The sequence below is a fragment of the Rhodococcus kronopolitis genome (assembly GCF_042654025.1).
Classification (GTDB): domain Bacteria; phylum Actinomycetota; class Actinomycetes; order Mycobacteriales; family Mycobacteriaceae; genus Rhodococcus_G; species Rhodococcus_G kronopolitis.
Genome location: NZ_JBHSFO010000005.1, coordinates 429,498 through 442,225 on the forward strand (window position 1 = coordinate 429,498; position 12,728 = coordinate 442,225).

Genomic DNA, 12,728 nt, shown 5'->3' on the forward strand with positions numbered 1-12,728 from the left:
GGCGGGCTCGGGACGTCTCGTCTCGAGCCCGCCGTTCCCGTTCGGTACGAAAGGATGTCGGCTGTGCCCAAGGTCAGCGAGGACCACCTCGCGGCACGACGGAGCCAGATTCTCGACGGCTCCCGGCGGTGCTTCGCGGAGTACGGCTACGAGGGCGCCACGGTGCGCCGGCTGGAAGAGGAGACCGGGCTCTCGCGCGGCGCCATCTTCCACCATTTCAAGGACAAGGACGGGCTGTTCCTGGCCCTGGCCCACGAGGACGCCCGGCGGATGGCCGACGTGGCGGCCGAGCAGGGCCTGGTCCAGGTGATGCGGGACATGCTCGCACAGCCGGACCAGTTCAACTGGCTCGGCACCAGGCTCGAGATCGCCCGGCGGCTGCGAACCGACCCGGAGTTCGCCCGGGACTGGACGCAGCACAGCGCCGAACTGACCGAGGCGACCGTCAACCGGCTCGAGCGGCAGAAGTCCGCGGGCCGGCTCCGGGACGACCTGCCGACCGAGGTGCTGCTCGGCTACCTCGACCTGGTGCTCGACGGCCTGGTCGCCCGGATCGCGTCCGGGCACGGGACCGAGAACCTTTCCGCGGTACTCGATCTCGTGGAGGAATCGGTGCGGCGCCGGGACTAGTACGTCAGGTGGCCGCGGCGGCTTGTTCCGCCGCGGCCACACAGCGTCACGGCTGCCAGGGGAAGGTAAGTTCGAGTACCCCGCCGGTCGCAGCGCTGGAACCGGCGACAAGCCTGATTGAATGGACGACGGCCAGCACTGTGTTCGGGTAGCAGTTCCGAAAGTGTTCTGCCTCGCCGTCCGTCAGCACGACCTCTACATCGCGAACTTCACCCGCCTGTACCTTGACATTGAGGCGCTCGTCACCGCACCGAACATCGAGGTTGCACGACTCAACGCCCGCCGCGAATTCGACCCGATACCCTGCATTCTCGTAGTAAGCGCGGACCACATCCACCGCATGTTTGGCATATCCATCGAGACGCTTGGCCGGTCCGCTCTGATCTGAAGGACGCGACGACCGTGCCCTCGGATGAGCGACGGTCGCTTTCGACACCACCCTGTTCAATGCAGGCACGGCTGCACGTCGCGGAGCGGAAGTGGCAGGAGCCTTCGCGGCCGTCCGGGCAACGTGTGCCGACGAAAACCGGCTCCGACGGGTTGAAGCCAAGTGCGCGGCGACGAAGCGGTCCAGCATCTGTTCCTGCTGCGAAGCGCCTCCTTCCGGTTCGTCGACCAACTCCAGTCGACGAAGGACGATGCGCGCCGCGTCATCTCGAGCTGCCTTCACGTTGCGCAGCCTCCTTCCTCGAACTGCGACAGTCTCCTCGAGTACTCCACTCGTCAAACGCAATTCGGCGACATAGAACCGATTGTGGTCGGGCCCAGATTCATCAACGATGACGTACTCGGCGTCGAATCCCACTGCAGCGCACCTGCCCTGCAGGGCTGTCCGGGCATCTTTCTCACGACTGACGCCCGGTGCCATCAATGATCCAGAGAGCTGCCATTCTTCAGGCAGATCGACGAACAGCTCCGATGGCGCGCCCTTCGCCACGTACAACGCGGCGACCAATGCCTGGAATGCATCGACGACCATTGCCCGTTCCACACCTTGCGCCCGCTGTCCTCGCCCGAGCATCAGCATGTCGCCTATTCCCAACGACAGCGCGGCCTCACCGATCGCCTCACCTGACTGCGTCGCAATGTGCACGGCTTCCGGAAGCTCTCGCAAGACCGTGCGTCCGACGGCCCTCGTGTACTCGTACTGGACGATGTGCGAACCGACGAACGCGAGCACCCGGTTGTCTTGTTGCCAGGTCCGCTCAATCGAGACCTTGTTCTCGTATGCCCAGGAGCTGTGAACGAAGGCCTGCTCTACAAGCCCCCTCCATTCCGCCCCAGTTCCAAAGCCATCGACGACCTCGGCAACCCGCCGTTGCCAACTGAACGTCGCCATGTCCAGCTCTTTGGGCAAACGATAGTTGTCGGCCTTCCTGGCCACGTTGCTCAGAGAGCCATGCCGCCTGATGAACTCCCCCGCTGCTGCGGCCCGCGCGGATTTCTTGCTACGCGCAGTCCCTGTAACCGACCGTCCCTTAGCATCGGCAAGTGTCGCAGCAAACCGCGTGTCGTGATCGGGCCCCTCCTTCGTGTACGACCAGCTCTGTTCATCTGCGGGCAGGATCGTCGTGAGGTCAACGCCCAGACCAGCGTTGGCCTCAGCCTCATCCAGAAACGAATCCAGGAAGCCGCGCAACAAGTTTCGGGCAACATCATCGACACCCACTGAGACGAGCGCTCCCACTACCTGCGACATCATGCGGGTCATCACTTGGGGTGAGACGATTGATCTGGACTCACCCTGACCGAGGTGTATGAACGAACGCAGGTCGACAGAGGCGCACACCCACGACTCGAACCGCCGCCAGGCCGAGCCATGCAACTGCGATATTCGCCCTGGCCCGTCGTACCGCCGATCCAGATAGAGTCGTATGGCGAACTCTCGCCCAACCCAGGCCTTACCGACAGCCTCGAGGGCACGCAGTACGCCGGGAGTCACATGCAGAAGTATCGGTCGATTCTCATGCAGGTAGCTGTCGTGCACGAACGCGGTACTCATTGCACGTGCCATCCGCTCGGCACGCGGATCGGACGGCTTGACCCCGAGATATGCGAGTATCGCGGGCACGTCAATCGCCGTAGCCATCACCTGTAGAAGATCCTCGTCAGACGTGACCTGTCGCACCGTGTGTGCCTCCCTCACATGACCAATTGGGCGGATTCTATTCTTGACCGGTGCGAGCACACGTTGCACCCCACACGCCATCCGATGAATAGGACTGCAACCCGACGTGTTCACTGCGATCGACTGGGCCTCCGGTCTGTTGGTAGGCGCTGCGCAGGCCCACCGAGGCCGCTTCTACCGCTGCCCCTGCTGCCTCGGTGAGTCATTCCCCCGCGCAGGCACATCACGGACACCACATTTCGCGCACAAGTCGAGTGGTGTCAGCATCGACTGCGAGGATTACCACCCAAGTCATGGCCGGCTGACGTCTTCCTTCACTGGTCTACTGAGCCGCGGAGCTACCGAGTATCTCTTCCTCGATCTCAAGCGATCTCGCTGGCAAATGTTCGTAGAACTGGACGAGATCCCATTTCAGGAGAGTCGCGGCACTGCCGCATCCCTTCTGCTACTCAACGAGATCGAAATGCGTCGGCACGGGAAGGCTCCCCAGGTATTCTCCCTGGACCAACTCTGGCCCGGTTCTGCACGCAATCTCGTCACCGTTGAACCTTCCCCACACGAGACTCGGGTGAACCCGACAGGCCAGTGGCCGAGTTCTGTCGATCGTGCACGCTGGCAGCGGGTCCTCCCCGGCATCCCGTCGGTAGGAATCGTCTTTGTCCAGTACCGAGGCGGCTCATTTCGCCGCTACGACCCTTCGATGCCAGTGCATTGGGGCCATCGCATCATTGTGGTCGGCTCAAAAGGATCGACACCACCACAGCAAATGAATCCGCTTCCACTGGAACCCGTCCGCACGCCCGAGGCGACCTGGCTTGCGTGGGTGGTGGACCTACCGATCATGGAATCGCCGTCAGCAGCTCGATGGCTAACCCGCTTCGGCATCGTCGCCGCTCCAAGGCAGAGTCGCACCCAGTTGCTGTCGCCGCCGATCTCATACACCGATGACGGTGCTCCTCTGTTTCTCATGAATGAACCGACTGTCGCGCTACCGGCAGCAGGAGCAGAATTTCTCGTCGCCGAATCTGCCGGCGAGGTGCGCGGCTCCAACCTGCCCCGCACGAACCGCGCGATGGAGCAGCGACTCCGCGCAATCACCGCAAGATCTCCCGGACCGGTCCGCATCCGGACCGACAAGGTGGGTGACACGACCACATACGAGGTCGCGGCCGACCTCGACATACGACCCACCCCACTGAATACGCAATGGTCAGTCGAATTCTCAGATCAGACGATCTCGCCATTCACCACGATCACGGCTATCTCCCGTCCGGAGTCGGTTGTGGTCGAGTCAACGGTTCCGGACCTTCGATTCACCGTTCGCACTCTGACCGCGACCGCCGGTACCCAAACCGCCCGCGACCTGAAGGCATCAGCAGCTACGCGATGGCTGAACGAGCACTCCAGCTCGGCCCAGGAATTGGAAGTTGATGCGGGCAACCTTGGATTCGTGCGTATTAGGTTCTCCGAGCCTCACCCCGAGGTCGTCCGGCGTCGCCGAGCAAAGCCAGGCTGGGCGACTGCCTATGAACTATCCGTGGGACGGAGCGGTACCGAGCACCGCACGCACTGGCTGTCTTCGCAGACCGGACGTGGTGCAGCGGGCCAGTATCGGCGTCCGTAGCATGTGCGCGTGACAGTAACTCAGGGAACACGGGTAGTCGGAGCCGTCGACTGGATTGGCGACCGGACCAGCAGGATCGCGGGCGTACGACCGGTCTACAACGACTCGGCCGACGGCTGGGTCTATGCCGACGCCTTGGACTATCCACATAGAGGAACAGTCTTCTGGTGGAACCCTTTCGACATGCCAAAGGACTCAGCGGTCATCTTCGAGCTCGGCGAAAACCAGCCGGGAAAAGACGACGCATTCGTGGTCCACAAGCCGGAATTCCTCGCACCTGCCCTGAAATTCCAGCACCTTGCCTACGCAGAGGCGATCCACCACGTCACCAATCTGTCGTTCCCGGTAACTGCCGAGGTCCGCGCCGGCACAAGCGTGTACGTGCTATGCCACGACGACATCATCCTCGGCCCTTTCGAGACCCGTATCGAAGATGACCGCTACCTGGTTCCGGCGGATAGAATCCGCATGGAACGAGTGCCCTTCCGAGAGCGAGAAGAGTCCATCTTTGAAGTGGGCTCCAAAACCTACTGCGCCCCACGAACACCCTTCATGGATCACCTGGACTGCCGTCCCGACAACGAGATCCTCAGGACCGCGCTCAAGCACGCGGTCGAGATTGCCAGGAGGTCTGGATCCGACGTACCAAAGTTCCTCGGTACCAAGAATCTGCTGAGCCAGGCGGCCGCCGAACTTATCGAAAGCGAGAATCGAACTGAACGAGTCATCGACTTTCACCGCGTCGAGCGCGCCCTAGCCATCTGCGAGAACAGCGCTGCCGTTCAGGACAGCGCCGCAAACCTTACGTCTCTCCTGCTGAATCACCCACGCATTGCCGACAGCATCGAAACCGCACAGACACTGGCCAGAGAGGATGCCCTTGCCTCCGCAAGGGCCGGACTCGAAACTGAAATGTCCACTGAGCGAGCGGAACTCAAGGCGCTGCGCGACACCAACTCTGCCCTGCGAGACGAGTACGCCGAACTCACAGCCACTGTGTCCGAGTCTCGACGCGTGGCCAAGGAAACCGATGCGACCGTTGCGCGCGAGCTCGCGTCGCTCGAATCCTCGGTTGCCGCGCGAATCGCTGGTCTCGTCGTGGATGCGAGCGACCTCCTCGGAGAGTCTGTGATCATGCGAGCCCTCGGCGCCGGCAACGTCACCACCTCGCACACTGCACCCACCAACGTGACCCAGTCGCCCTTCCCCGACAACACGTCGTACCCGGCAGCTAAGTGCACTGAGGACGTCAAGCGGGTCTTTGCACTAGCCAGCGATACAACGGGAATCGAGGCGACCGCGCTTCGTCGTATCCACGCAGCGCTGCAATCACGACTACTCCCAGTGGCTACAGGCAACGGAGGGCCCGCTGCCCTGGCCGCATATGCCGTCGCGGCACGTGGAAACCGGATTACGACGCTGCCCATCACGCACGACTTTCTGCACCCAGTCGACATGCTCGGTGTGCACGCAGCCGACTTCTCCGTCCCACGCCTGCACAGCGACCAGCTGCAAGCCGCCGACAGATCCGTGCGCGCAAACGGCCCCGGACTACTGGTGCTCGACACCTTCAACCGCGCGCCGACCGAGTCGTATCTGATGCCATGGCTACAGGCACGTGACCGCGCAATCGAGGTGCCGGCCGCTGCCCAGCGAATCGCAGGAACCGACCGCTTTGTCCCACACCACGACCTCATTCTCGCGGCCACAGCCGCAGCAGGTGCGACGACTGCGCCGTTGAGCCCCGACGTCTGGGGATTCTGTGTCTCGATCGACGTTCCATTTCCCTCATACCTCGGGACTCCAGCGCTCGAACCCGAAGTCCTGCTCGACCTGTCGTGTCCCACCCCTGTGCCGACTCACGTCGCGGTGCTGGTCGACAGCATCCAGTCGACCCTTGCCGGCTACTGGCCGATCGATGACGGCGTCCTCGGTGTGGCACGCCGATTCGGCACCGCACTCGACAGGCTCGATTCAGCTGACGAAGTTGCGATCGCAATCATCGAATGTGTAATCGTCCCGGCGTTGGCAACGTCGTTGTCGGAGACCGAGCTTGTGGAGGCAGTGCACGCCGTGGCCGTGTGCTTGCCCGGACTGTCGCGGGACGAGCTGCCTCGACTGCACCGGCTGGCCCGCCGCCTGCACCACCGATTCGCATGACCGTCGATCCCCTACGGATTGGGCGCTTGGACGAGGACGAGGCTGCACGACAGGTCCGACTTGTGCTGGAACTCGACCAGGACGCGCCCGATGATGTGGTCTCCTACGAAGTTCTGCGCACGATCGCTTGGGCGTCGACACGTGGGCAGGTACCCATTTCGACTCGCGCCCTCCTCGACCGGGCGATGGGAGCACACATTGCGGCAGTTCATGGATCGACGGACGAACAAACCCTCCGCCGAGATCTCCGCGGGCGACTGGACATGCTGGCTGCGGTCGGTGACCTTGCGCCACTCGGACGGGGCCGCTGGCTTTCGGTCATCGGCTCAATCGTGCGACTCGATGATTCCGACGAACTCCTCCTCGTCAGCGGAATCCCGCTCCGCTACTTGGATTCCCGTGGATCGATTGCAGCATTCGGACCGACCCGCACCACAGTCGACCGAACGACTGCAGATCGACTTCGGCTCCCCGTCGTCGGCCTCGAGGAGTGGGCTCGTGTACCCCGACAGTCATTGGCCACGTGGACCCGTGAAGTGCTCGACCAAGCAACGACACGCTCGGACTTCGACCCGAGCGACTCCTTGACCCAAATCTACGCTCCGGAAAATTCCGAGCCGTCTGCGCCACAGCGCCGTCGGTGGACCACCGATGTCCCGGAGACGACTGGCCCCCGTCTTGCACGCAGGAGTGTCTACGGACGCTGGACGGATCATGCTGTGGTCGATCTCGACTCCGGACGGGCCGTGAGCGTTCGAAACTGCGACCCTCGCGACGCCAGAAGGTTGATGTACGGAATTGATCAGTCGCTGGACAGCCCATCCACGACGCTCTGGCTGGAATCCGGTTCGACGACCCGCTTACACTCGCCGAATCCACTCCCACATGCCGAGACCCGAATGCTCCTCGCCCTCGGTGCCATGCCGGACAGTAATGGGTGGAACGTCCCTCGCCACAAATCCACGGTTCATCGACTCCTTTCGAATCTCGGCATCGACATCCGTGCCAACAACTGACGAGCGTCGAACACCCGAGAAAGCCAACACAGCCAACGAGCAGGTGGCGAGTCACGCCATCCGGTGTCGATTCGGCCCGCCCCGTCCGCGCAACGCCACCCCGGACTCGGTCAGGACGGTGCGGATGAAACCGTACGAGCGGCCGGTGGCCTCGGCGAGGCTGCGGATGCTGGCCCCGCGGAGATACCGGTCCCTGAGCTCGCGGCTCAGTGCGTCCCGGCTCCCACCGGAGATGCGGATGCCCTTACGGAGCGGCGCGGGTTCGGACATCGACGACCTCCAGCGAGCGAGCGCGAGTGCGGTCAGCAACAACCAGGCTACCCACACCGCGCTCGTCGCGGCAATCGCTCAGGCGAGCTGGATGAGCTCCAGGTACTCCTGCGACCAGTGGTCCTCCTGGCCGTCGGGCAGCAGGATGACCCGCTCCGGGTTGAGCGCCTCGGCCGCGCCCGGGTCGTGGGTGACCAGTACGACCGCGCCCTTGTAGCTGCGCAGCGCGTCGAGCACCTGCTCGCGGGAGATCGGGTCCAGGTTGTTCGTCGGCTCGTCCAGCAGCAGCACGTTCGCCGCGGAGGACACCAGCCCGGCCAGCGCAAGACGGGTCTTCTCACCGCCGGACAGGGTGCCGGCCGGCTGCTCGAGCTGCGGTCCGGTGAACATGAACGCGCCGAGCAGCGAACGCAGCTCCTGCTCCCCGGTGTCCGGGGCGGCGTGCCGGATGTTCTCCCACACCGACGCGTCGTCGTCGAGGGTGTCGTGCTCCTGGGCGAAGTAGCCGACCTTGAGTCCGTGACCGGGCACCAGCTGACCGGTGTTGGGCTTCTCGGTCCCGGCCAGGATGCGCAGCAGCGTGGTCTTGCCCGCGCCGTTGAGTCCGAGCACCACCACCCGGCTGCCGCGGTCGATGGCCAGGTCGACGCCGGCGAAGATCTCCAGCGAGCCGTACATCTTGGTGAGGTTCTCGGCCATCAGCGGCGTCTTGCCACAGGTGGCGGGCTCCGGGAAACGGATGTGCGCGACCTTGTCGGAGACACGGACGTCGTCGAGCGCGGCCATCAGCTTGTCGGCACGCTTGGCCATGTTCTGGGCGGCGGTGGCCTTGGTGGCCTTGGCGCCGAGCTTGGCGGCCTGCACGCGCAGCGCGCCTGCCTTCTTCTCGGCGTTGGCGCGCTCGCGGCGTCGACGCTGTTCGTCGGTGGCGCGGGCGTCGAGGTACTTCTTCCAGCTCATGTTGTAGACGTCGGCCTCGGCGCGCACGGCGTCGAGGAACCACACCCGGTTGACCACGTCGCCGAGCAGTTCCACGTCGTGGCTGATCACGATCAGTCCGCCGTCGTGGTTCTGCAGGAACCCGCGCAGCCAGGTGATCGAGTCGGCGTCGAGGTGGTTGGTGGGCTCGTCGAGCAACAGGACCGTGTCCGAGCGCCCGCCGCTGCCGTCCGACGCCGCGAACAGGATCCGGGCGAGCTCCACGCGGCGGCGCTGACCACCGGAGAGGGTGCGCAGCGGCTGCCCCAGGATGCGGTCCGCCAGCCCGAGGCTGTTGCAGATCCGGGCCGCCTCGCTCTCGGCGACGTAGCCGCCGAGGGACGAGAAGCGGTCCTCGAGCTGCCCGTACTTGCGGACGGCCTTGTCCAGCTCGACCGGGTCCACGAGCTCGGCCATCAGGGTCTGCTGCTTGTCCATGTCGCGGAGCAACGCGTCGAGGCCGCGGGCCGAGAGCACCCGGTCCTTGGCGAGGACGTTGAGGTCGCCCTCCTTGGGGTCCTGCGGCAGGTAGCCGAGGTCTCCGGTGCGGATGACCTCACCGGCATACGGCTCGCCCTCGCCGGCGAGGATGCGCAGGGTGGTGGTCTTGCCTGCGCCGTTGCGGCCGACGAGACCGATACGGTCGCCGGACTGGACGCGCAGGGCGGGGCCGGGCGCGGAGAGGAGGGTCCGCACACCGGCACGAACTTCGAGGTCGGTGGCGGTAATCACGCCTGCCGAGTTTACCGGAGTTTACGGCCGCCTCCCGCCACCGTCGCAGTGACTCCGCTAACGTGCAGACGCATGAGCGAAATCAGGGACCTGACAGGGCGAACGGCGCTGGTGACGGGCGCGAGCCGCGGTATCGGCAAGGCCATTGCCGCCGAGTTCCTGGCCCGCGGGGCGAAGGTGGCGATCACCGCTCGCAAGCCGGAGCCGCTCGAGGAGGCGGCCCGTGAGCTGCGGGCCGGCTGCGAGGGCGCGGTGGTGCTGCCGATCGCCGGGAACGCCGGAGACGCCGACGCCCGCGCGGAAGCCGTCACCCGCACCGTCGCCGAACTCGGGTCGCTGGACATCCTCGTCAACAACACCGGCATCAACCCGGTCTACGGCTCGCTGATGGAGGCGGACCTCGACGGCGTCCGCAAGATCTTCGACGTCAACGTGGTCGCCACGCTCGGCTACGTCCAGCAGGCCCACCGGGCGTGGATGGGCGAGCACGGCGGCGCCGTGGTGAACGTCGCGAGCGTCGCGGGCCTGCGGTCGACCGGTGTGATCGCCGCGTACGGCGCCTCGAAAGCGGCCCTGATCCGGCTCACCGAGGAGCTGGCGTGGCAGCTCGGGCCGTCGATCCGGGTCAACGCCGTCGCGCCCGGCGTGGTCAAGACCAAGTTCGCCGAGGCGCTGGTCGCAGGCGGCGAGGACCAGGCGTCGGCGATCTACCCGATGAAGCGGCTCGGCAGCCCCGAGGACGTGGCCGCGTTGGTCGGGTTCCTGGTTTCCGATGCGGCCGCGTGGATCACCGGCGAGACCGTCCGGGTGGACGGCGGGCTGCTGGCGACGGGTTCGCTGTAGCCGCGGCGACCCGCGCCGATCTCGTGGTGGTCGGCCTCGGTCCGGCCGGCCGGGCGCTGGCGCACCGGGCCGCGGCCACCGGGCTGGACGTGGTCGCGGTCGATCCGCACCCGGACCGGCCCTGGACACCCACGTACGCGGCCTGGCTGGACGAGCTTCCCGGCTGGCTCGGCGGCGGCGTGGTCGCCGCCCGCGTCGAGCGGCCGCGGGTCTTCACGACCCGGGAGCTCACCCTGGACCGACCGTACGGCGTGCTCGACAACGACGCGCTGCGCCGCGGCCTCGACCTCGGCGGGGTGCGGGTGCTGTCCGGCACGGCCGAGTCGCTGACCGAGCACGCGGTGATGCTCCGGGGCGGCGGCGAGGTCCGGGCCGGCCGGGTGATCGACGCCCGCGGCGTGCGCCCGGATCCCACGCTGGCCGAGCAGACCGCGTACGGGGTGATCGTCGACGCGGCGGTCGCGGCGCCTGCCCTCGGCGAGGGCGACGCCTGGTTCATGGACTGGCGACGGGACAACGGCGCCGAGACCGGCGCCGCGCCGTCGTTCCTGTACGCGGTGCCGGTCGGCCCCGGCCGGGTGCTGCTCGAGGAGACCTGCCTGGTGGGCCGGCCCGGCCTGTCGCTCGCGGTGCTGCGGGGCCGCCTCGAGGCCCGACTGCGGGCTCGCGGCGTCGAGATCCCTGCCGACGCGGAGCGCGAGCGGGTCCGGTTCCCGGTGCAGGCGCCGCACCCAGGCACCGCGCCGACCCGATTCGGCTCGCGGGGCGGCCTGGTGCATCCGGGCACCGGCTACAGCGTGGCCGCGTCGCTGCGGGCCGCCGACGTACTGGTCGACGCCGTCGTGACCGGCCGGGATCCGGGAAGGGCGTTGTCGCCGTTGCCCGTCCGGGCGGTGCGGATGCTGCGCGGGGTCGGCCTGCGCGCGCTGCTCCGACTCGACCCGGACGCGGTGCCGGAGTTCTTCGACGCCTTCTTCGCGCTGCCCGGGCACCTGCAGCGCGCGTACCTGTCGGATCGTGACCGGCCGGCGGAGGTGAGCTCCGCCATGTGGGCGGTGTTCCGCAACGCCCCGAACCCGATTCGGCGCACGCTCGCCGGCGCCGCGCTGCCGGATCGGAACCGCAATCCACCTGTCGGTGGGTCGTCGTAGAATTAGCACATGCATTCGAATATCGGCGATGGCGGCCCCGGCCAGGTGCAACACCACCTGACCGAGCTCGACGACGCCGTCGTCGGACTGCTCGACGCCACCCTGACGTCGCTGCCGGACGCCGAGGTCACCGACACCATGAGGCGGCTCGAACTCGCACTCCGCCGGGCCGCCGCGATCGGGCACCGACTGGTCGTCGAATCCGTCGAACGTGGACTCCCCGGCCGCAACGGCTGCAGTTCGGTGAACAACTACCTCATCCAGACGCTGCGGATCTCGGTCGGCGACGCCGCCCGTCGGGTCACCGCAGCCCGCACGGTCGGCACCTGGCACACCCTCGCCGGCCAGGCACTCCCGGCGGACCTCCCCGCCACGGCCTCGGCGCAACGCGACGGCGCCATCGGATCCGACCACGTCGAGGCGGTCCGGCACGTGATCCGCAAGATCCCCCGCACCGTCCCCGCCGCTGACGTCGAGGTCGCCGAGGAAGTGCTCGCCGAACTCGCCCGATCCGCCACCCCGGAGGACGTGCGAAGGGCCGGAATCGCGGTCCTCGCCCGCCTCAACCCCGACGGCAGCCTCACCGACGAGAAGGACCGCGCCCGGATGCGCGGCCTCACCGTCGGCAGGCAGGACGCCGACCTCATGACGCCGATCGCCGGACTCCTCGACCCCGAGGCCCGGGCCCTGATCGAACCGCTCCTGGCGAAGTGGGCACGACCGGGAATGAACAATCCCGACGATCCCAGCTCGCCGCACGGGGATCCCGAAGCGCCGCACGCCGACCGAGCGGCGATGGCGCAGGCCGCGTCCCGCGACACCCGCACCGCCGCCCAGCGCAACCACGACGCACTCAAGGCGGCCCTGCGCGCCTTGCAGGACTCACGGGTTCTCGGCACTCACCGGGGGCTGCCGGCCGCGACGATTCTCACGTTGGGCATCGATCAGCTCGAGCGCGAGACCGGCGTGGCCACCACTGCCTCCGGCGGGTTGGTCCCTATCCGCGACGCGCTGAACCTCGCCGCCCGATCGCACCCGGTCCTGCTGCTCTTCGACCGAAACGGGCAGCCTCTGCACCTCTACCGCACCGAACGTCTCGCCAACGCCGACCAGCGGCTGGCGCTGATCGGCGGCTGGCGCTGATCGGCACCGACATCGGCTGCACCCGACCGGGCTGCGACGCCCCCGCGACCATG

Annotated in this window: 10 protein-coding genes; 7 read left to right on the forward strand and 3 right to left on the reverse strand. The window is 66.6% G+C overall.

The features are described from left to right. The first annotated feature begins 63 nt into the window (after nt 1-63). Nucleotides 64-630: a TetR/AcrR family transcriptional regulator gene (locus ACFO6S_RS13110; protein WP_378417574.1), complete on the forward strand. Its 567-nt coding sequence runs from the start codon at nt 64-66 to the stop codon at nt 628-630. A 46-nt stretch (nt 631-676) separates the two neighbouring features. On the opposite strand, the gene ACFO6S_RS13115 is transcribed toward ACFO6S_RS13110, so the two are convergent. Further along, complete coding sequence (locus ACFO6S_RS13115) at nt 677-2,758, reverse strand: hypothetical protein (RefSeq protein WP_378417576.1); 2,082 nt, start codon at nt 2,756-2,758, stop codon at nt 677-679. 106 nt (nt 2,759-2,864) lie between these two features. Here ACFO6S_RS13115 and ACFO6S_RS13120 point away from each other — a divergent pair, with 106 nt between their 5' ends. Genes ACFO6S_RS13120 through ACFO6S_RS13130 form a run of 3 tightly spaced genes read left to right on the forward strand, consistent with a single transcriptional unit; the run spans nt 2,865 to nt 7,558 of the window. Beyond that, complete coding sequence (locus ACFO6S_RS13120) at nt 2,865-4,382, forward strand: competence protein CoiA family protein (RefSeq protein ID WP_378417578.1); 1,518 nt, start codon at nt 2,865-2,867, stop codon at nt 4,380-4,382. 9 nt (nt 4,383-4,391) lie between these two features. Beyond that, nucleotides 4,392-6,542, forward strand: coding sequence for a hypothetical protein (locus ACFO6S_RS13125; protein WP_378417579.1), 2,151 nt, complete (start codon nt 4,392-4,394; stop codon nt 6,540-6,542). A gap of 26 nt (nt 6,543-6,568) precedes the next feature. After that, nucleotides 6,569-7,558, forward strand: coding sequence for a hypothetical protein (locus tag ACFO6S_RS13130; RefSeq protein WP_378417580.1), 990 nt, complete (start codon nt 6,569-6,571; stop codon nt 7,556-7,558). A 51-nt stretch (nt 7,559-7,609) separates the two neighbouring features. Here ACFO6S_RS13130 and ACFO6S_RS13135 read toward each other — a convergent pair whose 3' ends face one another. Both ACFO6S_RS13135 and ACFO6S_RS13140 read right to left on the reverse strand, forming a co-directional pair. Continuing rightward, complete coding sequence (locus tag ACFO6S_RS13135; protein WP_378417581.1) at nt 7,610-7,828, reverse strand: helix-turn-helix domain-containing protein; 219 nt, start codon at nt 7,826-7,828, stop codon at nt 7,610-7,612. 78 nt (nt 7,829-7,906) lie between these two features. Next, nucleotides 7,907-9,538 carry an ABC-F family ATP-binding cassette domain-containing protein gene (locus ACFO6S_RS13140; protein ID WP_378417583.1) on the reverse strand — a complete coding sequence of 544 codons (1,632 nt, stop codon included), beginning with the start codon at nt 9,536-9,538 and terminating at the stop codon, nt 7,907-7,909. Between the two features lie 72 nt (nt 9,539-9,610). Between ACFO6S_RS13140 and ACFO6S_RS13145 the strand changes: the two genes are divergently transcribed. Genes ACFO6S_RS13145 through ACFO6S_RS13155 form a run of 3 tightly spaced genes read left to right on the forward strand, consistent with a single transcriptional unit; the run spans nt 9,611 to nt 12,675 of the window. Next, nucleotides 9,611-10,381: an SDR family oxidoreductase gene (locus ACFO6S_RS13145; RefSeq protein ID WP_378417585.1), complete on the forward strand. Its 771-nt coding sequence runs from the start codon at nt 9,611-9,613 to the stop codon at nt 10,379-10,381. A gap of 26 nt (nt 10,382-10,407) precedes the next feature. Further along, nucleotides 10,408-11,532: a lycopene cyclase family protein gene (locus ACFO6S_RS13150; RefSeq protein WP_378417587.1), complete on the forward strand. Its 1,125-nt coding sequence runs from the start codon at nt 10,408-10,410 to the stop codon at nt 11,530-11,532. Nucleotides 11,533-11,541: 9 nt separating this feature from the next. Further along, complete coding sequence (locus ACFO6S_RS13155) at nt 11,542-12,675, forward strand: DUF222 domain-containing protein (protein ID WP_378417589.1); 1,134 nt, start codon at nt 11,542-11,544, stop codon at nt 12,673-12,675. Nucleotides 12,676-12,728 lie beyond the last annotated feature (53 nt).